This is a genomic window from Plectonema cf. radiosum LEGE 06105 (genome assembly GCF_015207665.1).
Taxonomy (GTDB): domain Bacteria; phylum Cyanobacteriota; class Cyanobacteriia; order Cyanobacteriales; family Nostocaceae; genus Rivularia; species Rivularia radiosa_A.
This window is the reverse complement of record NZ_JADEWL010000030.1, coordinates 1-25,223: the sequence shown is the minus strand read 5'-3', so window position 1 is coordinate 25,223 and position 25,223 is coordinate 1. Positions and strand designations below refer to the sequence as shown.

The following is a 25,223-nucleotide window of genomic DNA, read 5'->3' as shown; positions in this document are numbered from 1 at the left end:
GATCGCGCTTCTGGGAGTGTTAAATATTCCTCAATTGCTCAACCAAAGCTTTGACATAAACATGATGATTGTGTTGCTCATGTACTAGCAGATAACCCCTTTGAGCCATTGCTTCACCCTGTTTATGATTTGATAATAGACTGTTAATTGCTTGATGTAAGCCTTCATAATCACCGGGATTAACACCTAAAACCACTTTTGCATCAATGAGTTCTTGGATAATTCCTGACGCACGGGTAATTATAACTGGCTTCCGACAAGCAAGTGCTTCAAATAAAGTGGATAAACCAGCTTGAAAATTGTTTGGGTAAAGTATAATTGCTACAATGTCGGCATCACAGTAAAGCTGTACTAAGGAATTCCAGTCATAGTCGCGATAGGACATATTTGCAGGAATAACTTTGGGAAAAGTCCGCGCATTCACAGTATGAATTGAAGATGTAGCGCTAATTTTCACGTCAACATTAAGAGATTTCGTTGCTCGTGCTAAAGTTCGATAATCCCGTTGCTCCAAACCTCCACTAACAATCAACGGACGAGATTTATTTGGTGTAGCAAGTTTTGGAGTAAAGAATGATGCATCTGTAGATTGACAGGGAAACAAGCAAACACGATTTTCAGGTTTTAAATAATCCCGTAGAAAATCGGCTTGCTCTTGACTGGCTGTCATCAATAAATGAATGCGTTTTTTTATCCCCAATAAGTTCAAAGCAAAACGTCCTCGCAGTCTGTTGAGGTTATGGACAAACACAACTACTTTTGGTCCGCATTCTCTTTCTCCGCAGAGTGTAGCAATCGGTAATCCTACGGACTCGTCAGTGCAAAATATTATATCACTTTTAGCTAATTTCGATGATAATTTACGCGCTAAAGACCAATGATGTTTAGACCCGATAATCTTTTCATATACTAAATCTATTGGTAATAAAAAATCTTGAGTTGGTTGATGAATTTTTGCATTTAAAAGTCTAATAATATCGAATATTACATGAGCGGGACGTTTACCAGTCTGAGCATCTTGTTTGATATTTTCCAGATCAAAACAACTGCTGAGAGCTAAATGATATGTCATTCTGTATTTCCAACTCATTTATTGGAATAAGATAGTTTTTTAATTGAATAACATTTTTGCTCTTTGGTTGCTTAATTTAATAAAATATAAATTCCTCTATCAAAAGAATACTTACTAGCATTTATAACTAACGAATTGTTGGACTTTATTGTCAAAAATCCTGGCTTATATAGCGATTCTGGTTGGGTATATAAGTCGGGTTTTTAGAATAAGTATCTGTAACAGGCGAATAAATTTGATAAAAACCCGACTTCTGAGAATATTTAACTATAAGTTTCAGTAGTTAATTTGCGAGTTTGCCAAGGTTTTTGAGATTCAGGTTTTTGCGAAAGAGTTTCGTAGAAAATTTCAATTATTCTATCTACTTTTGAATCCCAATCAAAATAGTTAGTACGTACTCGTTTGGGACCAGCTTCACCCATTTGACGACGTAATTGAGGTGAATTAGCAAGTTTAATCATCGCTTGTGCAAAGCCATCAACAAAAGTTTCAATGGAAGTCGGTTCTACCCAAATACCACAATCAGGATGTAACGTATTTGCAGGACCTGCCCATTTTGTGGCAATTACAGGTAATCCTAATGCCATCGCTTCTAAAACCGCATTACCACCGGCTTCTCGTAAAGAAGGCATGACAAAAACATCACATTCACAAAGCAATTTTGATGCTTGTTCCCGTTTCATCCAACCGCGAAATTTAACGTTATTTTCTAAACCTAATTCGACAACTTGCTTTTCTAATTCTTGGCGTAATTCTCCGTCTCCAACTAATTCTAAAACGGCGTTGGTTTTTTCAGCGACTTGTTTAAAAGCATCAATCAAAAATGTAATTCCTTTCCAATCAACAAAACGACCTAAATAAACAAAATGAACTGGTTTTTCAGGATTAATCTCTGGCTGTTCTCTTGGTTGCCAAATATCTAAATCAACTCCACACTCAATCACTTGATAAATCTTTCCTTTACATCCAGTTGGTAATGATTCTTTAGTGAGAGGATTGGCAACAATTAAGGTTTCTGCTTTTAATTTACCCGGTACAAATTGATGTAAAATATTAGAAAATAGTCTTCCTAAAATTACCGACACCACAGTAAATTTAGAATCCAAATAACTAAAAGCCGGAGGAAAATCAACACCACCAGCTAAAGGACCGAGTACTACTGGTACGCCCATATCGTACATGAAGTTTAATCCTTTAGGCGTAATTGGCGAAGGCTGAAATACGATATCAATATCTTGTTCTTTAATCAGTTCTTTCACCACTTTTCGAGCGCGGATTTGAGTAATCCAATGCACCATTTGTAAAAATATTAAATCTTCGATTCTATAGGAAAATAATTTACCAATTCGCCAAATAGTTTTTTGCAACCAATTATCTTCAATAAAATGAAATTTATCAAAATCTTCATCTTGAGGAAATTCCTGACGAAGTTCCTCTCTAACTCTTGCGTGACAAACTACCTGTAAATCAATTCCACGTTCCTGAAATAGATGGAAATAATACAAATTTTTGCCAGATTCACCACCCATCCTACGAGATACATTTTCTGCTACTAATACTACTTGCAATGGTTTTTTGTGGCTGCCAATTTTTGCCATTATCATGATATATTACTCCGAAAAAACTTGACAAACTCGAAATTTTTTGTTCTCAGACTGATGATTTATGAAGATGAACTAATTTATTTTTTAGACACTAAACCTGGATTTCTCACAAGTAAGTGGTAAGCGTTGAATGACGGATTGATTTTCCCACTACTCACTACTACTTCCAACTTCCTTCTTGTTTGTGAGAAATGTGGTTAAGGTAGATTAAACCTTAGTTTTAGATTTGAGAGTAGCTTCATATTACGTGTTATTAAAAATTATTTATCTTTATCTTACATTTTCATCATAAATTCTCAATAAAACTGAACTTATCTTAAAAATTGATAACTAATTAATAATAGTTAAGGAATTGTTTGAATCGGAATTCCGAAACCTAAAAAATATCTTATATATAAAAACAATGCCAAGACTGCAATATAGAATATAGTTATTTGAATATCCTGGGCAATACAAGAAAGTCTTTCCCGCCAAAGTCCATATAAATTCACAAAGTATAAAGGTAAATCACCAAGGGCAATTACAATCATTGCGCCGATTAAACCAAAGCTATAATATACTAACGGCAAACCTAATCCAATCATCATAAATCGAGCTAAGTTACTTTGAGCCAAATATAAAGGTTTGCCAATCGCTAACAAAGCAGGACTAATTGTATAAAATAACAGCGAAAACCAAATACCACCGCATAAAATCGGCATCATCCATATTGCTTGTGCGTATCTATCGTCATAAAGTGTAGCGATAAGTAAATCACCTACAGCGACTAAAGCTGCTAATAAAACAGCACAACCGAGCAGTAAAACTCTACGCTGACTGATAATTTTTTCTCGCAGGATTGAACGAGGTAATTGTGTTTGGTTAGAAATCGCCGGAAAAATGACTTTATAGCTGAGTTGCTTGATTACCTGACGAGGTAAACTCGCTAAAGTATAAGCAATTGTATAAACTCCGAGCAACTCAAAAGAAAGCAGTTTACCTAAAATTAAACGGTCACTTTGCTCGGATGCAAACATTAAGGCTGATGACATAAACATCCATTTACCAAAAGACAGAATCTCCTTTACTGCATCCTTATCCCAAACAAAGCGATTTCGATATCCAGAGATTAAAAAATGGCTACCGACCATTTTATATATAGCACCTAGCAGCAACCCAAATGTTAATGCCCAAATACTCGGATTAAACGAAGCCCATCCTATCAAACAAACTAAAGTAAAGACTTGGACACTCAACTCAAACAAAGTAGATTTTTTCAAATCTATGCGACGCATTAAGGTTAAAATACTGCTTGAACTAAACCCATCGAATACTGAAGATAAACCTACAATTGGTATTAACCAAAGTAAACGGTCTTCCTCATAAAATGAAGCAACCGGGAATGCCAAAACTAGACAAAATAACCAGATTATCCAACCGCGAATTATCTGTAACGTCCAAGCAGTATCTAAAAAATCAGGTTCATCTCCGCGTTTGCTACTAACAATACTTTGAGAAATACCAATATCAGAGAATAACTCTATACCCATCCTTAAAGTATTTACAATAGCCATTAAGCCAAAAAATTCTGGAACCAATAAGCGAGTCAGAACCAAATTACCACCGAAGCGAACTACTTGACTCATTCCATAACCCAGAATTGTCCAGATTGCACCCCGGTAAGCAAGCTTTTTCAAAGATGTCATAACTGTTAGAAATCTATATCTATGGAAGTTCACTTTGGGGTTGAATTATCCAACTGAGACTGTCTCAGACTCTTATTTTACAGATAAAAACCATTCAGTTAAGGTTGTCTCAACGTTTCGCAATGTCTAATTAATTTTGCACAACTACTTGTATTGGCAGTTACTAAACTTTTAGTTTAGTAGGACTTAGGCAATATGTTAGTCAAAAATTGATTATTGCGTAGCGGTGAGTCCAGATGGTGGTGTCAGTTTCTGTCCCGCCAAACTACCAGGGTAATTCATGAATTACTGCTACTTTCATACTCGTTTTACGTAAGTCGTGTTTAGTTTTGAATAGCAATAAGTTGTAAAAAACTCTGATTAGAACTGATTTCAGGTGTTATGCAAATATTAAATATAGTTATTTAATGACATTTACAAAACTTTTGAACAATTGAAACAATATCATAATATTTGTTCAAAGTAAAATCACTCATTCTCTTGAAAATATAAATTTTCGATGTAGAAAAAATATTATTTTTAAAGTTATCGTAAAGATTATTTTCCAATTAGTACCATAATGGGGTAGTTATCCCTTAAAAACTAGCTATATTGGGATGTTTGGGCATTTACTCTCAACAAAACTTGGGAAAGTAGCTAATTGTCTTTAGAAGTGCTTAAATCTTAAACGAGTGTATTTTTCTTACCCTTGTCAGTCTTGCTGGTTTTTAGGTGATATTTTCGAGGGTTTATATCTAACTTAGAATACTGTATTTATTAATGTTTGATTGTTGGGATTCAAATTATGAAAAGTGAATCTGTTTAGTTGTAGTAACAATAGTAATAGGACTTAGCAACCCTGGCTGATTGTAGGGTGCTTGTACACTGAGTGATTCTTAACCCAATCATATGAAAGTGAGAGTACGGCACCATCCGGGTATTGTGATATTCATCCTTCTTGGTGCGGTTGATCGCGGCTATTCCTGAGTAATTGTTGGCTTTGCTGCAATTGTTTATGAATTAGCACAAAAGCCATCCATCAAAAAAGTCAAACTTGTTAAAGTGGGGAAGCTATTCAAACATGAAATTATTAGTTACTGGAGCATCTGGTTTTTTAGGAAAGTATACCGTTGCCGAAGCATTAGGACAAGGATTTCAAGTTCGTGCGGTAATTAGACATACTTCTGATGAAAAACGTTTACCTTGGCGTAATTGTGCAAATCTCGAATTAATACCTATCGATTTAACTAAATTAGAAAAACTTGAAGATGCTTTAAAAGGTATAGACACTGTAGTACATTTAGCCGCAGCAAAACAGGGAAATTACGATACGCAATATGCAAATACAGTTATTGCTACCGAAAATTTACTCCAAGCAATGTTAAGGATGAATATCAAGCGATTGGTTGCCATCAGTACATTTAGTGTCTTCGATTACTTACATATTCCCGCTTACGAAATCATCAACGAAGATTCAGCGATTGAAAGTCAGCCGACTCGTCGAGACATTTACGCTCAAACCAAGCTAATTCAAGAAAGCCTGTTTCGAGATTTTGAACAGAAAAATCAGGGAGAAGTGACGATTCTGCGTCCAGGGATAGTTTACGGAAGAAACAATTTATGGAATGCCCATTTAGGGATAAATTTAAAAAACCGTTTGTGGATTAATATTGGTGGAAACGCTCAATTACCCCTTACTTATGTAGAAAACTGCGCTCAAGCAATAGTTAATGTCTGTGGAAATCAAGAAGCTATCGGTAAGACTTTAAATATTATCGATAATGATTTACCAACCCAAAAAGTTTATAGGGATAAAATTCTCAAATTGCTATCTCATAAACCTTCTACTGTTGGGATTGATTGGAGGTTAATACGTTTATTGTCTCATAGTGCTTGGTTTTTTAACAAAGTGCTATTTTTGGAAAAAATCAAGCTACCCGGTATATTGATTCCCGCAAGATTAGAAGCACGTTTTAAACCGTTTCGCTATAGCAATAAAAATGCTGAGCAGGTTTTAAATTGGCAACCTAAATATTCTTTAGATCAAGCTTTAAAACGTAGTTGTAGCGATGTAGATTTACTTGGTGAGCTAACAGAAGCAACTTCTTTATCTTTTTAAGATATGAGAAGAAAATTAGGGAGAAAAAAGTCAGAGAGGTCACACAGAAAGATTAGATCATTAAAAATCTTCATTTCCTATTCTAAATAACCTTTGATCTATAACTTAAAATTTTTTGAATGGTAATATACCAATGAAATCCGAAATAGCATTAAAAACTATTATTGAAAAGCCTAAAATTCATTTTCAATTTATTGAGGGACTGCGTGGTTTCGGGGCTTTATGGGTTGTTTTACGTCATTCAGATCCAGATGGACGTATTTCTCAATTTACCAACACATTACCTCAATGGTTAGTGGATATAGTGTTTCGATGGGGGCGTTTGGGTGTAGCAATCTTTTTTGTACTAAGCGGTTTTGTAATTGCTTATTCTCTACAAAATATCAAAATTGACTTTGCTTATTTCAAAAATTTTGTTCTCCGTCGTTTTGTTAGGTTGAGTCCTGCTTATTACCTATCAATTTTGATGACTTTAGCAATTGCTTTTATCGCTTCCTATTTTAAAGGTGAAAGATTTGCACCAATGGGACAACCTTTATCTTTGCCAAGATTTGTAGCCCATTTATTTTACTTACAAGATATTCTCAAACTACAACATATCGATGATGTTTACTGGACATTATGTTTGGAAGTTCAGTTTTCTTTAGTATTTTGTATTCTTTTAAGTTTAACGCAATCCCTTGATTCTTATTGGAAAAATAATTGGGGTAAATTCACAGTGTTTATTCCAAGTGCTATTTTTGCGGCTTTGTTTCCCATGGGAGTATTTAAGGATTATGGCAGACCAACAATATTTTTACCTTTATGGTACAGTTTTATTCTTGGTGTTTTTGCTTATTGGACATGGCGTAATTATTTAAAGCTTTGGTTTTTTTACTTTTACGCTGGATTATTAATATCTGTGGCAATCTTTTATTCTTCAGGTTTTACTATTACTAGTTCAATTACAGCTATTCTTTTATTAGAAGTTGGACGCGCTAACCGTATGCAAGATTTCTTAAATTGGCAATGGTTACAATTCTTAGGTAAGATTTCTTACAGTTTATATTTAACTCATATTTCTATTATTGGTGCTATATATTATGTAGGATACAAATTATTTGACCGTTATGTTTGGAGTGAGTTTCTTTGTTTAATAGTCGGAATCGTGACTTGTATTAGCATTGCTACTTTGATGTGGTATTTTGTAGAAAAACCTTCTATTAATTGGAGTAAAAAATTAAAAGCAATAGAAAGTTTAAAAGCTTGAAAAATTTGATTTTTTCTGTTCGTCAGGGTTTTTGCAGCCATGTAAAGGGAACAATCAACAGTTAAGTGTACTGATTTTTTTGATTTTCAATATTGAATCTTATAGCTTTTAATTTTAATTAGTTTTTGAAATTTTCAACTATATGCGTATCGCTTATTTAACCGGAGAATATCCCAGAGCTACAGATACTTTTATTCAACGGGAAGTTGCTGCTCTTCGTCACCAGGGTGTGGAAGTACATACATTTTCTGTTCGACCTACTGGTGAAGAACATATGGTAGGAGAAGAACAAAAACAAGAACGAAATCAAACTTTTTATATTCTTCCTCCACGCCCTTTTAAATTAGCGCGATCGCATTTAAATCTATTACTAAGTTCACCAAACAGATATTTAGCAGCACTTAAATTAGCTTGGTCAACAAGACTACATGGATGGCGCGGCAATCTCTATCAATTGTTCTACTTTTTAGAAGCAGGTATTCTCGCTCAAGAAATCAAACAAAGACAAATTCCTCACCTACACAACCATTTTGGGGATTCTAGCTGTACTGTTGCCATGTTAGCAGCAGAATTAGCAGGCTTTAGTTACAGTTTTACGTTACACGGTCCGTATATTTTCTTTCAACCGTATTATTGGAGACTCGACGAGAAAATAAACAGAGCCTTGTTTGTCAGTTGTATTAGTAACTATTGTCGCAGTCAGGGAATGATATTTGCACCGATTGACAAATGGAATCAAATGCATATCGTTCACTGCGGTATCGACCCCGCATTATTTAAATTAGTATCTCATCAGAAAAAAGGAAAACGCTTATTGTATGTCGGTAGACTTGCTGCTGTTAAAGGTTTACCGATTCTTTTGCAAAGTTTAGTCTCTCTAAAACAACAGCATCCAGATGTGATATTAACCGTAGTTGGTGACGGTAGCGATCGCACTTCTTTAGAACAAATAACAACTAATTTAGGTTTGAGGAGCAATGTAAATTTTGTCGGGTACAAATCCCAAGCAGAAGTACGTAAATACTTTGAAGAAACAGATGTATTTGTTTTATCTAGTTTTGCCGAAGGAGTACCCGTAGTATTGATGGAAGCAATGGCAGCAGGAGTACCCGTAGTTGCCACCCAAATCGCCGGAGTCAGCGAATTAGTAGAAAATGGCGTTAGCGGCTATATTGTACCTGCTGGAGATAAAATTTCTCTTGCTAATTGCATAGATAAATTACTTAAGGATGGTGAATTAAGAGCAAAATTTGGCACCGCAGGCAGAAATAAAGTAGAAACAGAATTTAATATAAATCTCGAAGCTGAAAAATTATATGAAATTATGAGTAAAGCAGTTGATAGTTAGGAGTTAGGAGTTAAAAATTATTCACCCCATCCCCCCACCTCCCCATCCTCTACCTTGCCCAATCCATCGGCTCTACAGGCTCAAAAGAAGTGGTCATTTTGTAAGGAGAACCAGTTTCTAAAGAGTTTTGAATTGCCAAAACTATTTCATTATTGTGCAGGGAAAATCTAGATGAAAGTCTACAAGGACGATTTTCGATGATTGCATCAGCCATTTCGGCAACACCCCGACAAAAATCCATCTGTTGTGCGCCCCTATATGCAAATTTAGGCGCTTTTTTGACTAAAGGATAATTCTTCTTCCATACACCTTCAAGTCGTTTTCGTCCTATGGTAAGACTGCGCCGAATATAGACAGGTGTTCCATAATACCAGCAATCATCAATGCCAAGTATACCGTCATCGCCAATAATTTTTAAAGAATGGTCATGAGGTGCGACAATACTACAAGTCAATCTAGCAACTACCCCAGAAGCAAATTTGATACAAGCTACAGAAAAATCTGGAGCATCGATATCTAACGGTATATCAGTCTGTTTATCTGGAATTACACAAGATGAAAATGCCGAAACAGTCTCCGCAGGTCCAAAGAAAGCTGTCAGCCAATTTACATAATAGCCTGCGTGTTCTAACGTACAACCAACTTCAAATTCATCTTTATAAGGCCAAGGTGTACCAGACTCGCTCAACCATTTTTGATAAGGCATTTGATGAACTAGTCCATCATCCATTTCAGCATAGACTAAGCGAACCTTCCCCACTTGATTTTCTCGTAATGCTTTCCACAGTGTTTGTGCGGTTTCGCTCAACAAGCTACATGGTGCAGAGGAAAGATATAAACCCTTTATTTCGGCTATTTTTACCAATTCCTCAGCTTGTGCCATTTCCATTGCTAAGGGCTTTTCTGAATAAACGTGTTTTCCAGCTTCTAAACAAGCTTGAGAAATTTTGTAGTGACTCCGAGGATTTGTTAAATTTAAGACAATATCAACCGTATTATCCTCAAGTACATCGGCAAGAGAATCATAAACGCGATCGACATTATGGTAATTAGCAAATTTAGTAGCGCGATCGCCAATTTTATCCATTACTCCCACAAGCTTTAATTGGGGATGCATTCCCGTAGTTTTCAGATAATAATCAGCAACATAACCGCAACCAATAATCGCAATAGATTTATAGGATAAATTATTTTTCTGACTATTTTGATTAGCCGAAGATATGGAGTCTTTAAAAACAGAAAAATTCGTCTTTTTAACTAAATTAGAAACCTGAAATACATTTTTTAGTAGCATACTTTTAACAAGGTTAAAGGTTAAAGGTTAGAGGTTAAAGGTTAAAGGTTTAAGGTTAGAGGTTAAATAATAACTGTCAACTGTCAACTGTCAACTAACCACACCCTTATATTCAACAATAGTGGGTTTTCTTTTTAATAAACGGGATAAATGAAACTGAATTTGACCTATAAATCCAGGGAATTTATCTAATACACAAAACAGTCCATAAAACAATGCATCTGATGAAGGAGTTTGTTTTGTTTTGGCATATCGATAAACGCGAAAAAATAATATGCCATAAGCTAACAAAAGTAAAATTATACTTATTCCTTTGGTTAACCATGCGCTAGCAACTGCTAGAAATGGCAATATAAATCCCCAAAAGCAAATTCTGCGACTTTCTTTTACCCAATGTTTTTCCGGTGGTTTTCCGTGTAACCAAGCACCTTCAGCATAAGCGTGTCCGTTGCGAATCGAGCGCTTCCACCATTGACTAAAATGCATAATTCGAGCGTCGTGTAAAGTCATTTCGGCATCTATACGCAAAATTTTGCCCCCAGCTTGACGCAACCGCACGCATAATTCTGGTTCTTCTCCAGCAATCAAAGTCGGGTTAAACCCACCAACCTGTTTAAAAGCGGATACCCGCATCATCGCAATTCCACCGCAGGCTTTAGTTTCGCCCACAGGAGTATTCCATTCAATATCACACAAGCGATTATAAACAGAATTTGTGGGAAATTCCTCCCTTACTCTACCGCAAACTACGGCAATTTCAGGTTTCTCATTCAATACATTAATTGCTTTTTCCAACCATCCATCTACTATCAAACAGTCTCCATCCACAAATTGGACAAACTCAATAGCGGGTTCTATTTGTAACAGATACTCAAACCCGGCATTTCTCGCACGTGCAGCAGTAAACGGAATCGATAAATCTAATTCAACAACATTAACAGCTAAACTACGAGCTAATTCAACACTCCCATCAGTAGAACCAGAATCAACGTAAACAACTGTTTTCACTTTGCCTATAATCGATACCAAACATTGTTTGAGTCGATTTCCTTCATTGCGTCCAATTACAACTACCCCAATTGAATTCACTCATTCTCTCCCGCAATCTATTTCTCTAATCAAAATAGAAAATCAAAAGCCTATTTCAACTTTTAGACATTGATTTCTTTGCTCTTTGTAGGAGCCTGTGTGGTTTTTTATTGTCCATCACTTAACTTAATCAACTTCAAAAGGCTTGTAAGCAGCATAAGATTTTTCTAATAAAAACTTACGTTCTACATAAAATTTGCTATCAGGAAATAGTTGGCGCATCCGATGTTGAGAAAGTACTCTAGTACCTCTGACCATCTCCGTCCAAACTGGTAATTTTTTCTCCCAAGAATTTTGTAAATTTTGGCGGACAAATTCTGGTAGCAACCAATAACCAATAACACCAGTATGGGGTTCAATTGGCCAATAATTACTTGGTGTTTGTATCCAATAACCTTTAGCTAGACGCTTTACTTCTGATGCAAAATCAGCTTGCTTTGATTCATCACCTACGTGTTCAATTACCGAATTACTAAATACAATATCGAAGGATTTATCAGCGAAACTATCAGATAAATTAGTTGCATCTCCTTCAACTAAAGTATATTTGCCAAACTTACCAGTACTTTTATAAGACCCAGGTAGATTAACTAATGTCACTTCAAAATCATGGTCAAACCATTGCCACATAGGTATATGTCCTCCCAGGTCAATAATTTTTGCCTGAGAAGGTGGTTTTACTAAAGCCAGAAATTGCTTCATTCGCTCTAATCGCCAAGCTTTACCAAAGGAATTGTGTTTTGCCCATTCTGACGCTTTTGCATAAGCTACGTGCATTTTATCAACCTCGTTTGTGATTAATTTAAAGACTAATTTAAAGACTATAATATTATGTAATTATTGATAATACCTGTAACGATGATATTTACGTTTTAAAGTCGCAGGTTCGAGATTTTTAATATTAGATTTATTAGCTAAACTTGCAGGTTTTCTCTGTGGAGCAGAAAGAATAGCAGCCACAAATAAAACCCAATAGACATTCGCTAAACGTAGAATATAACTTTCCATAATATTATTCATTCCCAGAAATAAAAGGAAAGCGAGTGGCCATATGTCTTCACTACTTTTTGCCGCATAAGCTCTTTTCATGGCTCTGAAAAAACCCAAGATAAAGCAAAATAAAAACAATGCTAAACCGATCAACCCTACATCTAAAGCAAAATCTAGGTAGCCATTATGACCGTGAGGTGCAATAAATTGACTTGAAAGAGTGCCACCAACAATTGCAGGATATTTAGTACCAGGGGCCCAGAAAGCTCCACGACCGTAACCCAACCAAGGTCTTTCCATAATGAATTTAATCATCATACCCCACATCGGCGTTCTTCCCGTCAAAGTTGGGTCTTTGCCAATACTTCCTAAAAGTTCTGTCCAGTTAGTTAAAATAAAAGTTCCAACAATTCCTACAACTAATACTGTTAAGTCTAAATAAATGACCGATATTTTCCCTTGCCAGCGAAAAGTACGATAAAAAACTAACATGATTGCGAGCAAAAAACAAACAACAATTGCTGTTTTAGAATTAGAAAGTACGATTACTGATAATGGTAAACAAATACCCAACCATTTATAAACAGCTTGTTTAGCATTGTCTACAGGTAAAAGAAAAAATGATAGCGAACCAATCAGCATCATGCTACCAAGAGTATTTTTGTAATCGTAAATTCCTTTCCAAGAACCGGGATGATCTGCTCCGTGTTTACCAATCGAAGGGAATCCCAAAGCGAAAAATAATGTTAATAAAGACCCTATACCAAAAGTCCAAGCAACAAGTCTTACTTGTTCTTTTAAATTAAAACGGGAAGCAAAATACAATGCGAAAGTATTCATTTGCCAAACTTCACGCCCAACTGTAGAAGTATATGTTGGCAAATCCGACCAAATGTATGATAACAGAATCCATACTACTAATATCCAAAGAACCAAGTCTCTACTAGCAACAATCAGAGATTGTTTCCAACGTAATCCAATTAAAATAATTGAACCGATCCAAATAAAATATCTAATTAAACTAATAATATATGGCGGAATTATTCCTGGGGTTATTGGAGAAGAACTGAGATTCGCTCCTACCATTAATCCTCCAGAAAAGAAAGTTAAAGCTAAAACCGCAAAGCATTTTTCAGCAATTTCTAAATATTTTTTATTCATCTTTATTGATTAGATTAAAAGTGAAAATATTTTTATAGATTTACAGAATCTCGAGTTGTACGAATCCATGTTTTTTGACGTTTTACTAAAAATTGCAAGTAAAGTGGAATTTTCCACAGAATATAAATAGGTATCATTAGAAGTTGTTGTATAGGTAAATCGGAACGTCCAAACTTAGCCCAAGCTGATAATATTGCCACTAAAAGTAATATTCCAGCAAAACTTAAAATAATCGCTGGAGTCCAGATTGCTAATAATAATCCCGTGACAAATGTAAAACTTGTTATTCCCAACCAAGCAATTACAAGTAAAGACAATGGAGGTATGCACAAATCTATAGCACTCACAAATAAATCAAATCTTTTTTGCTTGACTGCTGCTTTTAATAACAGAGGAACATAAGTTAATAAAGTTTGTAAATGTCCGTGTTCCCATCTGGTTCTTTGTTGTTTAGCTGTTTGTACTTCTAGCGGTAAATATCCAATAACTTTTGACTGTGGGCAAAACATTGGTGGATAACCGGCTAAACTCAAATCGAAACCCAGTTTCATATCTTCGACAATATTACTGCTAGCAATATCAACAGAATTTATTACCTTCCAAGGAAAAGCCATTCCCGTACCAGTTAATAAACAAGGTTGTCCTAGTCTACTTAATCCGTAAGGACGAACCAAATTTTTTACCTTGAAAGCAAATGCTGATACCGATGCTTTAGGGTTGGAATTATCGGATTTTGACATTAAATAAGTCGCTTGTACGGGTCTTCCGTTAAATGCTGCTTTATAGGTGATTCGCTCTATCGTACCTTGAGATACCTGACAGTCTGCATCGACAAAAACCACTACGGACGGTGGTTGAGATTTGAGGTAATTTAACCCATAATCTAGAGCATATCCTTTTCCTCTAAGATTGGGTTCGTGACGCTCGATAACTTGAACTTCAGTGGAACGGGCAATTTCTGCGGTTGCATCGGTACAATTATCAGCAACCACTACTATATTCTGCAAATTATCTAACTTCGCGATTAAATTTTCTAGGGTCGAACGAATCACAACTTCTTCGTTATGAGCGGGAATTAAAACATTGAATTTTATATCTTTATCTTGATTTTTATCTTGTTTGGGCTGTTTATTGATACCTTTGTCAATTGGTAAAAATGCAGCAATAGATTCAATAAAAAGTACGCTACATATAATTAATAATCCACTAGCAATAACTAATAAAATACCATTAAGACATCCAATAATCATGATTCATACCCTCAATTGTTTTACAAATTAGAAATTATTATTCATCAGGCTTGACAGAATTGACTATCTTTGCAGGTATATCCATTGCAGTTGCTAAATCATAAATTTCTAAAATGCGGTCAATTTTGCGTTCCCAGTCAAAATTTTCTTGCACCCGTTCCCTACCAGCATTACCTAATTGCGATCGCAATTTCTCGTCTTGAGCAAATTTGTGCATTGCATTAATCAATCCATTTACCAAAGCTTCTGCTGAAGTTGGTTCTATCAAAATGGCATAATTCTCGTTTAAATAATCTGCTGATGAACCGAGTCTTTTTCCATCAGAATCCAAATCTTAAGGTATGGTACTAATGTGAGGAGAATTAATAATTTGGGCAGGTATAGCCACTGCGGTTGCTCCTGGGGGGACATCTTGTAAAACAACAGCATTCGCACCAATATTCGCTCCGTCTTTGATCGAGACATTGCCAAAAAGGCACTCGCTGCGACATTGACTCTTTTAGCCAATTTCGGAGCATCATAAGGACGGTCTAAATATCGATTTTCCAAGGTTACACCTTGACGAATAATTGACTGCTCCCACAAGCTCAAATCTTCCACTGGCACTTGGTTATAATTAATTTCTTTGTTTAGTTGGACGCTCATAGTTAAATTTCAACTTGATAAGGAGTAGACAATAAAAGCAAGGGAATTACTTCTAATTGTCTACTTTTGAGTTTAGGAATGTACTGTCTCTTGACTAACTTTTTCCACGCTGGATTCAGTGTGGGGACTGGTATAGTAAAAATAATTATTTGGCTCGTGCTTGACATTTACGCCATTTGCAACAATTCCCAAAACGTTTGTTTCAGACCTTTCTAGTAAAGACTTCGCAGCGCTAGCACTCGCTGAATTGACTTTACCCGGTCTAACTACAATCAATGCTCCGTCCACCATCTGTGACAATACCGCAGCTTCTGCGGTTCCTACTAGGCTAGGAGCATCAAATATTATACAGTCGTAGGTTTCAGAGAGCATTTCAATCAACTTAGTCATCCGCTCTGAATCAATCAATGCTAAGGGATTGGGAGGCATGACCCCAGCTGTTAATACTGACAAATTTCTAGTAATTTTCTGTACAGCATTCTCAAAATCGTTTTCGCCAACCATCACGTTACTCAAGCCAATAGAGTTAATCAAGCCCCAGAGGTGATGCTGCGATGGGTTGTACATATCTGCATCAACTAGTAATACCCGTCGTCCAACTTGAGCCATTACGGCTGCCAAATTAGCAGCAACTTCTGTTTTTCCTTCTTGGGCAACAGAACTCGTCACCGCAATTGAGCGGACTTTTTTATCCAAACTAATAAACTTCAAATTAGCCTGAAGCATCTGGTAAGCTTCGTGGATGACTGTGCGCGGAGATGTTGCAACTATTACACGTTGTGAAACATCTGAACCAGTATACTCGACAGAAGTTACAGTACTATCGTTAGCTTCAAACTTGGGAATCAAACCCAGAACAGTGTATCCAAACAGCGCTTCTGCTTCCTTAACCGTCTTCAGTCTTCTATCGATTAAATCAACAAAGAATGCAGATGCTACACCGAGTAATAAACCACTAAATATACCGCCTGCGGTAATCCCCATTTTCTTTTTTGCCGCTTGGGGACTGGGGTAAGAGTTGGCATATTCAATAATCCGAGCGTTACCTACAGTTTGATTTTCTGCAACTGTTATTTCCTGCAATCTAGTCAGCAAATTTTCTAAGCTCGCACGTGCTACATTTAACTGACGTTCTCGCTCTTGTAACTGTTTTTCCAAATTCGGTAAAATACTAGCTCGATCTCTAAACAAAATTCTCTGTTTTTCTAGTGATTCTATTTTTTCGGATAAGCCCAAGCGTTGAGCTTGTATTTCTATCAATTCGGCAGTTAAATCTTGTTTAATTTTCCCCATCTGCAACCTACCCGGTGCAATTCCCGGTTGATATCCCAATACGTCTGTAGTCCTTTGATTTAATAAAGCTTTCAGGGCAACTTCTTTTTCTTGCAGCTCGACTATATTCGGATGGGATTCGGTTAAACGAGTTTTTAATGTTGCTAGCTCTGATTGAACTGTTTGTAATTGTTCTAAAACCTCTTGCACTCCCGGTACTTGAGAAGAAGTAATATCTATAGCTAAGCTTCCAGGTAAATTTAATTGAGTGCGTAGTTCTGATTCTTTTGCCTGTAAATCGGCAAATTCAGAGCGAGCTTGGCTTAATTGGTTGTTTAAATTATTAATCGTTAATACAGTACCTTCCGTTTCCCTTGTCAAATCAATAACTTGATTCGTTGCTTTAAATTTACGTAAATTTTCTGCCGCTTCTTCTAAGTTTTTCCGCGCTTGGGGAATTTGGCTCTGAATAAACGTACCCGCTGCGTTTGCTTCGGAACGGTTAACGCTTATATTGTTTTTAATAAAAGATTTCATCACCTGATTGACGATTTCTTTCGCTTGCTCTGGATTTTCAGAAGCATAAGACACTTTCAGTACATCTGTACCTAACACAGCTTCTGCTCTCACGCGAACTGAATTTGGCTTCCAAGGAGTGCCATCATCGTGTTTGAGTTCGAGAGCATCAATCACTTCCTGTTTTAATGGAGTGGATTGTATAAGTAAAGCTTGAGTATCCAGAGGATTAAATTCGCGCTTCAAAGCTTCTAAATCGCCTATTTTTTCGCCAGCACCCGTTAGAGATGATGTCCGGTTAGACTGAAAAAGCAGACTGCCACTAGCTTCGTAAGCTGGTTTTTGAACTGATACAGTAAATAATGCTAAGCCTGTAAATGTTGCAAATACCCCCGTTAGTATCAGCCAACGACGTTTTAAGACCAACAAATACTTCTGTACATCTATCTCTTCTGGATAGTTGGGATTTTCCATAGTTCGCAATATTAGCTGATGTTTAATTCAATGAACGCACTAAACAGTGCAAATATCAAGTTTTTACTAATTTCAATTTTAAGAGAAGTACAAACAACTTCTACATTCTCTTAAAACTTCTAACTATAGATGTAACACTATTATTAACTCGATTGGACTTCATTGGCGACCACGGATTTTTATACAGTTGAAAGCGTTGCTTGAAAACCAAGTAAAGGAATGGAACTGCATCTAAAATATACCTCTTCCAAAGCCTTTTAGGTTCGCTGCAAAGTCTATACAGCCACTCTAAACCAACTTCACTCATCCATCTCGGACAGCGTTTGATATTTCCAGCTTCAAAGTTAATCGTTGCACCAATTGCCAAAAATATCTTGATTTTATGTAAATACTTTCTATGTTTTGCAATCCACATTTCTTGTTTAGGAGCGCCCACTCCAATTGCTAAAACTGTTGCATTTGAAGAATTGATTATGTCTAAAATGTTTTGACATTCTTTCTCATCTTTCTCAAACCCGAAAGGAGGTGAGTAAGTATCAACGATAATTTCTCTACCGACTTTGGAATTAATATTTTTTCGAGCAATTTCAGCAATTCCGGCTTCGGCTCCAAGTATAAAAATTTTTATACTTTCATCATTTTTGTAATAACTATAAAAAGCTGGAAACAAATCGGAACCTGAAATTTTTTCTTTTATCGGTGTTCCCAAAAAATGAGATACATACATCAATATTCTACTATCACAAACTCTGTATTCTGCTTCTTGATAAACTCCATAAAAATCGCGGTCTCTTTGCAATTTCATCAGATGGTCTACGTTAGGAGTCACTACCAGACCACCATCTCGCAGATTATTTAATAGGTCGCTCATCGCGACGTTATGAATGTTTACGTTGAGTAACTGCACCTGTGCCATCACCTGTATCCAAATAATGATACTACGTTTAAAATCAAATACCTATTAACGACTAGCCAGGTCTACTAATAATCAGGGAAACACAAATAACATTATGAAAGAAGCGCAAATCAAATGCGGCTCTCACGAGGTTGGAATCAGAGTATTTACAATACTGTTTGTATAATATTAATCAACGAACAGCTTAGATATAGATACTCTTCTCTAGCGCAGCAGAGGCTAAAATATTCTAAATAGTTAGCTTTAAGCAAAAAAATTGATGGACGGAAAGTAATTTAAACAGTTAAAGTTTATACAAATTGCGATGGTTTATATTGAATTCTTCATTTTTTTGTGGACAAACTTTAATATAACTTCAATTGGAATTATTTAAACAAATTACTGTAAAGTTAATGTGTAGAAGCAATTGTTTTTAGTAAAGAAATTGTAAAGTTACCGTAAAAACCCGGAAATAACGGCGATGTTTATGAATTTAAAAAGCTTGTTTTTCTAGTTTTTTATCATATTTGAGTTTTTGCTTAAGTAAAATCCACATCAGTATGCTAATAGCTAAATTAAATAAGCATCAAATATAGAAAATCTTTGCAAAAAATATATATGCTTTCTACTAATATTTTTGTTTGATTGATTGTTTAATAAATACTTTTGGTTTGGCTGCTGAGTTTTACTTTTGAATAACCAACTGTATGCTGATAAAAAAGATGAATTTCACGACAAGTACAGAAGTCGGGTTTTTATAAAACTTGTCTTCTGTGATAAATATTATTTATCTGAAAAACCCGACTTCTCACACCAACCTTTTAAGGATTATTTCTGAACCACTTTGTAATACCATCAGCAAGAGTTTGCGCTAACTTTTTCTGTTGTTTGGAATTTGTCACCCATTCAAATTCTTCTGGATTACTCATAAAGCCTAATTCCAAAAGTAGTGATGGTGCTGCTTCCGGACGAGTTAACGCTAAGTTGTTCCAAAATACACCATAAGAAGGTCTGTCTAACTTATCAACTAAATAATTATGTAGATATATCGCCAAACTATGAGCTTGGGGATGATACCAAAACATTCCTACACCCTTGGTCTTTTCGGCATCACCATAATCGGGGAGAGCATTGTAATGAACTGATAATGCCAAAGTGGGTTCTTCTTTGGCAATTATCAGTTGTCGTTGATCTAATGATACAAATTTATCATCTTCCCGCGTCATTACTACCGTTGCACCTCGTTTGAGCAACTCTTCACGCAACAAGTTAGATACAGTTAAGTTTACATCTTTTTCTGGTAAGCCTGTTGGTCCAACGGCTCCCGATTCTTCACCACCATGTCCAGGATCTAATAAAATCTTGATTCCAGATAAAGGTTTGCGTCTACTGCGAGCTAATTCGGGAGGATGACGTAACTTTAACTTTAAAGTAGTACCTTCATATCCCAATTTGTATCCCCACTGTTGATTTTTCTTGAGATTAAAAATATATTGCACTGCACCGGAATTTATTCCTGGAGAGGGAGGAATTTGCTGCCAATCTATACGTGATATAAATGGATTGTCATTAAATGGAATGGTGTCGGTTTGAGCAATAGTATTATGTAGCGTTAAGGTAAATTTGTCCGAATCCTGCTTGACACTTACAGGAACAGGAGTTTGCAAGGGAAAACTTACCAAAGTTTCGGTTTTAGATTGACTAGAAGCAACGCTGCGAATAATTGTATTGGGGATAATCGCATTCGGTAAAGTAACAGTTTCCCCGCTCTTAATCCAACCACCATACTCCAAACGCAGCCATTCACCAGTTTTACCAGTTACAGCCGAACGGGTACCCTTTGGTAATGGTGTTAGTCTAGAATGATTAGTAGAAGGACCAGTGCGAGCCACACCAAACTCAGCATTTACTTCTACAACCGGCAAATTTGCTTTTTGTAGAATACTTATCTTTCCAGGGGCTTCTTGAGTTATTGTTTGACCGTTTAACGTTAGTTGATATGCTGGTGAGGCAAATGAGGCGGCAGATTCGATTGTGGTGCAGCCAGAATACTCGCTCTTTATAACCTTTTGGGGTTGATTGGTTCCTGTTAAAGCCGCTAAATTGCTGGGTAACTGTGCCTGTGGTGGTTGAAGTAAAAGAGGAACCTGTTTATTTTCGCCCAATCTTACAGATACTGTGGCGCTTGCAGGTGCGATCGCGCTAAAACATATAAGTTCTCCTGGAAGTCTAGCAATATCAACCTGTGGAATTAAAGAATCAATAGCAAACGCTAATCCTTGAGGTAACTCAAGTTGGTCGTTAAGCCTAGTTACTTTAATTTGAATTTCTTGGGATAAATGGCGAATTGTAAACAAGTTCTCCCCTATTTGTAAAGGGAAACTAGGTGCAAAATGACCGGATTGAGAACGATTAATTGGTTTACCATTTATCAAAACTTGTCCGGTTGGTGAAGCCGTACCAATGAAAAAGATTTTATCCGAAGTTGTTTTGTGGTTTGTCCGGGGATAAACCACTTTCAGGGATTGTTGTTGTGCCGAAGCTAAGTCGGGAGTCGCGATAGAAGCTAGTAGTACTAATCCTAACAGTGGTTTCACGTCGATATTACACAAAATTCTCAACATCTACTGTGGCACAATGACGGGATGTAATTTTTAGAAGTTGCTTGAAACTTAAAAATCCTATGACGAAGTTCGTATTTGTTACTGGTGGCGTAGTTTCCAGTATCGGTAAAGGAATTGTAGCAGCAAGTTTAGGCCGTTTGCTAAAATCCCGTGATTATTCAGTATCGATACTCAAACTTGACCCATATATTAATGTTGATCCAGGAACCATGAGTCCGTTTCAACATGGTGAAGTTTTCGTAACTCAAGATGGGGCTGAAACCGATTTGGATTTGGGACATTACGAACGCTTTACGGACACTTCTATGTCCCGTCTCAACAGCGTTACCACTGGTTCTATTTACCAATCTGTAATCAACCGAGAACGGCGCGGTGACTATAACGGTGGTACCGTACAGGTAATTCCCCACATTACCAACGAAATCAAAGAACGAATTACTCGCGTCGCCCAAAATACCAACCCTGACGTGGTAATTACGGAAATTGGTGGCACGGTAGGCGATATTGAATCCCTACCGTTTTTAGAAGCAATTCGTCAATTTCGTAAGGAAGTAGGACGACAAAATGTGCTGTATATGCACGTAACTTTGATACCGTGGATTGCCTCTGCTGGGGAAATGAAAACCAAACCAACTCAGCATTCGGTTAAAGAACTGAGGTCTATTGGAATCCAACCAGATATACTAGTTTGCCGGTGCGACCGTCAACTACCAGAAGGAATAAAAGAAAAATTATCCGCATTTTGTGATGTACCAGTTGAATGCGTCATTCCTTGTATCGACGCGAAAAGTATTTATGAAGTACCATTAATTTTAGAACAAGAAGGATTGGCAATCCAAACCCTTTCCTTGCTTCAGATGAAGCAACAGCCACCAGATTTACAGGAATGGCAGACCTTAGTCAAGCGGATGTACAATCCCCAGCATCGCGTAGAAGTCGCCATAGTTGGTAAATACGTCAAGTTGAGCGATGCTTATATTTCAGTAGTCGAAGCACTGCGTCACGCTGCGATCGCAACTCGTGGAGAATTACATATACGCTGGATAAATTCGGAAGAATTGGAAACCGAGCCACCAGAAATGCATTTGCAGGGAGTAGATGCAATAGTCGTACCCGGAGGTTTTGGTTCTCGCGGTATTGATGGTAAGATAGCCGCCATCAAATATGCTAGAGAACGGCAAATACCATTCTTAGGTTTATGTTTGGGAATGCAGTGCTGTGTAATTGAATGGGCAAGAAACGTCGCAAAACTTAAAGATGCTCAAAGCGCCGAATTCGACGAAAATTGCTTGAATCCAGTAATTAACCTGCTACCAGAACAGCAGGATGTAGTTGATTTAGGCGGTACGATGCGCTTGGGTGTATATCCGTGTGATATCGTCCCCAATACCCTAGCCTTTAAATTATACATCGAAGAAAAAACCCTCGAAAGACACCGCCATCGTTACGAATTTAATAACGCTTACCGAAACTTATTTTTGGAGTCCGGTTATTTAATTGGTGGAACTTCCCCCGATGGAAGATTAGTAGAAATAGTCGAACTACCCGAACATCCCTTCTTTATTGCTTGTCAATTTCATCCAGAATTTTTATCACGTCCTAACACACCACATCCCTTATTTAAAGGTTTAGTACAAGCAGCTATTAACCGTTCTCGCGAACTCGATGGATTAACAGCACCCGTTCAAGTGTCTTAGAATTTCCAGAGTATTTACTCACAACGAGAAGCTGGTAAAGGCTTTATACTCTGAATATTAACTGTTGCATTAATCATGTTTCGCCCAAATTAAAGGAAAATTTAAGGAGAAGTTGTGACGTATTGGGTAAAAATCTACTACGAAAAAAAAGAATATGTAGTTGATTTTAAGCGCGTTACAGCTTTCTGCTGCGAACCAAACGGTCGGGTGACATTTTGGTTGCCAAATAGTGCCATACCGATCGTGATTATCCCCCACAACAACCAAGAAGATTACCAAAAAATTCTGGAATACATCGAACGTGTCAACAAATCGGAATCAGAAGGTGCGTACTGGGTAAAAATCTCTTACGAAAGAAACGAATACGTTATCAACCTCAAATGTATTTCATCCTTTTGTCACGAACCAAACGGTAGGATAACCTTTTGGCTACCCGACAGCAGCATACCCGTAATTATCAACCCCGCAAGCAATCCCGAATCTTATGAAAAAGTCTTACACTACATTCATCAAACAACGGGATATTCTTTAAATAAAAGTTGACAGTGGACAGTTGTTAGTTGATAGTTGATAGTTGATAGTTGACAGTTGTTAGTTGATAGTTGATAGTTGATGGTTATTAGTTGTTGCTTAATGATTATTAGTTGTTGCTTGATGGTTATTAGTTGTTTATCCACTGTCAACTGTCAACTGTCAACTATCCCTTAACTATTTTCTCAAAAGCTAATTTCGCTGCACCCAACATCCCCGCAGCATTACCCAATTCCGCTCTGATGATCTGCAAGTTGACGCGGGATGTGGGCATTACTCGCCGCTCAATCTCTGCTTTCATTGATGGTAAGAAAAACTCAAAACTCGCACTAACTCCACCTCCAATTACCACTGCTTCAGGGGTTAGCACATAGATCAAACTTGTAACTCCAATTCCTAAATGCTTACCATATTCTTGCCAAAATGTCAATGCTTGAGCATCTCCCTTTTCAGCTAAAGCACCTAATTCCGCTGGTTCTTTACCAGTGCGGCGACGAATGGCAATGATCGAGGTATGCTGTTCCAAAGAACCTTGATTGCCGCTTTTACACTGCGGGCCATCGGGAATTAAACCAATTAAACCCAACTCTCCAGCGGCTCCAAAACTTCCCGTAAACAACTTACCATCAAGGAAAATCGCTCCACCGACACCAGTTCCTAAAGTTAATAAAATAAAATTTTCATAAAACCGACCCCCACCCAACCAAGCTTCTCCTAACCCCGCACAATTTGCATCATTATCAATAATTGTGGGTTTACCAATTTTCGCTTCCAAAATATCCGCTAAAAAAACATTCCGCCATTGAGGAAGGTTGATGGCAATTTTGGCAATACGTCCAGTTGCATCCGCAGGACCAGGAGTTCCCACACCAATCGCCACAGCCTGTCCTTCTGGGTCAATTTTGGCTACTGCATCAACAATAGCCTCTATCACCGCTTCCGGAGTTGCAGGCTGAGGAGTATCCACAGTTAGTGATTTTAAACAAGTACCCTCGGACGTAAATCGTCCTAATTTTATTGCCGTTCCTCCCAAATCAATACCAATTACTTGAGTTACCACTTTTTTCAATTATCAATTATCAGCTAGGGATAAATAATTCAATAAATATCAAAATAATTTGCAAACAGATTCAACACCTGTTATGCATATTCAATCAGCAACTGAAAAAGATTTGATAAAAGCTTGAAAATCTTTTTTAGCTTTGTTATGTGCAGCTTGTTTCTGATTCAATATATTTTGAGAAATAGCTTTATCTTCATATTGCTTTTGAGCTAACTGATATTCCAGTTTTTTAATTTGATAATCCTGCTTTCTCAAAGTTCCTTCCACAGAACCAACCCAATTGGTAAATCCTAAATTTTGAGTATCCCAATCAGTATTTGCGACTTCAGATAAAATTTTACTCTCCAAAACGGGTTTACTTTTCTCAGTTAAAACACGGAAACTATTTAGCGCTTTGTCAATCTGGCTTACTCGTGCGAGTGAATTCTCAAAAGAAAACCTTTGCTGTAAAGTATCGTTAATTGGTTCATCGGAATGAATCTTTTGTAAAGGTAAATCAGCCATTTTAGTCGAATCAAAACTATGTTGCGCCCGTAAAGCTGTTACAGGTGTACCCTGTAAAATTCCAGATATCGCAACAAACAACATAAAACCACCAGCAGCAGCAGCAATCAACGAAATTTTATCTTTTACCATAATCTCAATATAGGATGGGGAGACAAGGGG

At 36.9% G+C, this 25,223-nt stretch carries 20 protein-coding genes; 5 read left to right on the top strand and 15 right to left on the bottom strand.

Translation table 11 applies throughout. The annotated features are described in order from the left end of the window. Nucleotides 1–19 precede the first annotated feature (19 nt). The 3 genes from IQ247_RS11715 to IQ247_RS11705 form a co-directional block, all read right to left on the bottom strand. Nucleotides 20–1,072 (bottom strand): glycosyltransferase, encoded by a 1,053-nt coding sequence (locus tag IQ247_RS11715; RefSeq protein ID WP_193920108.1) that lies wholly within the window; start codon nucleotides 1,070–1,072, stop codon nucleotides 20–22. A 263-nt stretch (nucleotides 1,073–1,335) separates the two neighbouring features. Continuing rightward, nucleotides 1,336–2,676, bottom strand: coding sequence for a glycosyltransferase family 4 protein (locus tag IQ247_RS11710; protein ID WP_228059668.1), 1,341 nt, complete (start codon nucleotides 2,674–2,676; stop codon nucleotides 1,336–1,338). Nucleotides 2,677–3,020: 344 nt separating this feature from the next. Beyond that, a complete protein-coding gene (locus tag IQ247_RS11705; protein WP_193920106.1) occupies nucleotides 3,021–4,361 on the bottom strand; it encodes an oligosaccharide flippase family protein in 1,341 nt (446 codons plus the stop codon). 1,060 nt (nucleotides 4,362–5,421) lie between these two features. Here IQ247_RS11705 and IQ247_RS11700 point away from each other — a divergent pair. The 3 genes from IQ247_RS11700 (at nucleotide 5,422) to IQ247_RS11690 (ending at nucleotide 9,056) form a co-directional block, all read left to right on the top strand. Further along, a complete protein-coding gene (locus tag IQ247_RS11700; RefSeq protein ID WP_193920104.1) occupies nucleotides 5,422–6,459 on the top strand; it encodes an NAD-dependent epimerase/dehydratase family protein in 1,038 nt (345 codons plus the stop codon). A 133-nt stretch (nucleotides 6,460–6,592) separates the two neighbouring features. Beyond that, the gene (locus IQ247_RS11695) at nucleotides 6,593–7,708 is read left to right on the top strand and encodes an acyltransferase family protein (RefSeq protein ID WP_193920102.1); all 1,116 of its coding nucleotides are present in this window, start codon (nucleotides 6,593–6,595) and stop codon (nucleotides 7,706–7,708) included. 142 nt (nucleotides 7,709–7,850) lie between these two features. Next, complete coding sequence (locus tag IQ247_RS11690) at nucleotides 7,851–9,056, top strand: glycosyltransferase family 4 protein (RefSeq protein ID WP_193920100.1); 1,206 nt, start codon at nucleotides 7,851–7,853, stop codon at nucleotides 9,054–9,056. A gap of 49 nt (nucleotides 9,057–9,105) precedes the next feature. On the opposite strand, the gene IQ247_RS11685 is transcribed toward IQ247_RS11690, so the two are convergent. The 10 genes from IQ247_RS11685 to IQ247_RS11640 form a co-directional block, all read right to left on the bottom strand. Continuing rightward, nucleotides 9,106–10,350: a Gfo/Idh/MocA family protein gene (locus tag IQ247_RS11685; RefSeq protein ID WP_193920098.1), complete on the bottom strand. Its 1,245-nt coding sequence runs from the start codon at nucleotides 10,348–10,350 to the stop codon at nucleotides 9,106–9,108. Nucleotides 10,351–10,440: 90 nt separating this feature from the next. Next, the gene (locus tag IQ247_RS11680; RefSeq protein ID WP_193920096.1) at nucleotides 10,441–11,439 is read right to left on the bottom strand and encodes a glycosyltransferase family 2 protein; all 999 of its coding nucleotides are present in this window, start codon (nucleotides 11,437–11,439) and stop codon (nucleotides 10,441–10,443) included. A 126-nt stretch (nucleotides 11,440–11,565) separates the two neighbouring features. Continuing rightward, nucleotides 11,566–12,216: a methyltransferase domain-containing protein gene (locus IQ247_RS11675; protein ID WP_193920094.1), complete on the bottom strand. Its 651-nt coding sequence runs from the start codon at nucleotides 12,214–12,216 to the stop codon at nucleotides 11,566–11,568. A gap of 60 nt (nucleotides 12,217–12,276) precedes the next feature. Then, entirely contained in the window at nucleotides 12,277–13,590 is a 1,314-nt protein-coding gene (locus IQ247_RS11670) for an O-antigen ligase family protein (RefSeq protein ID WP_193920092.1), read from the bottom strand. 32 nt (nucleotides 13,591–13,622) lie between these two features. Beyond that, nucleotides 13,623–14,840: a glycosyltransferase family 2 protein gene (locus IQ247_RS11665; RefSeq protein WP_193920090.1), complete on the bottom strand. Its 1,218-nt coding sequence runs from the start codon at nucleotides 14,838–14,840 to the stop codon at nucleotides 13,623–13,625. A 37-nt stretch (nucleotides 14,841–14,877) separates the two neighbouring features. Then, on the bottom strand, nucleotides 14,878–15,108 hold the full coding sequence (locus IQ247_RS11660; RefSeq protein WP_228059667.1) for a glycosyltransferase: 231 nt from the start codon (nucleotides 15,106–15,108) through the stop codon (nucleotides 14,878–14,880). A gap of 17 nt (nucleotides 15,109–15,125) precedes the next feature. After that, nucleotides 15,126–15,485, bottom strand: a complete 360-nt coding sequence (locus IQ247_RS11655) for a hypothetical protein (RefSeq protein WP_228059666.1) — start codon at nucleotides 15,483–15,485, stop codon at nucleotides 15,126–15,128. A gap of 72 nt (nucleotides 15,486–15,557) precedes the next feature. Further along, nucleotides 15,558–17,747, bottom strand: a complete 2,190-nt coding sequence (locus IQ247_RS11650; RefSeq protein ID WP_193920086.1) for a GumC family protein — start codon at nucleotides 17,745–17,747, stop codon at nucleotides 15,558–15,560. A gap of 100 nt (nucleotides 17,748–17,847) precedes the next feature. Next, entirely contained in the window at nucleotides 17,848–18,663 is an 816-nt protein-coding gene (locus IQ247_RS11645) for a WecB/TagA/CpsF family glycosyltransferase (protein WP_193920084.1), read from the bottom strand. 800 nt (nucleotides 18,664–19,463) lie between these two features. Next, nucleotides 19,464–21,266, bottom strand: coding sequence for an N-acetylmuramoyl-L-alanine amidase family protein (locus IQ247_RS11640; protein WP_375341223.1), 1,803 nt, complete (start codon nucleotides 21,264–21,266; stop codon nucleotides 19,464–19,466). Between the two features lie 59 nt (nucleotides 21,267–21,325). Here IQ247_RS11640 and pyrG point away from each other — a divergent pair, with 59 nt between their 5' ends. Together pyrG and IQ247_RS11630 are read left to right on the top strand one after the other, a co-directional pair. Next, nucleotides 21,326–22,963 carry a CTP synthase gene (gene pyrG, locus IQ247_RS11635; protein WP_193920080.1) on the top strand — a complete coding sequence of 546 codons (1,638 nt, stop codon included), beginning with the start codon at nucleotides 21,326–21,328 and terminating at the stop codon, nucleotides 22,961–22,963. 114 nt (nucleotides 22,964–23,077) lie between these two features. Beyond that, nucleotides 23,078–23,506 carry a hypothetical protein gene (locus IQ247_RS11630; protein WP_193920078.1) on the top strand — a complete coding sequence of 143 codons (429 nt, stop codon included), beginning with the start codon at nucleotides 23,078–23,080 and terminating at the stop codon, nucleotides 23,504–23,506. Nucleotides 23,507–23,660: 154 nt separating this feature from the next. Here the strand turns inward: IQ247_RS11630 and IQ247_RS11625 are convergent, their stop codons facing one another. After that, nucleotides 23,661–24,563, bottom strand: a complete 903-nt coding sequence (locus IQ247_RS11625) for an ROK family protein (RefSeq protein ID WP_228059665.1) — start codon at nucleotides 24,561–24,563, stop codon at nucleotides 23,661–23,663. Between the two features lie 81 nt (nucleotides 24,564–24,644). Beyond that, on the bottom strand, nucleotides 24,645–25,223 hold a 579-nt coding region (locus tag IQ247_RS11620), incomplete at its 5' end, for a hypothetical protein (protein ID WP_322745490.1).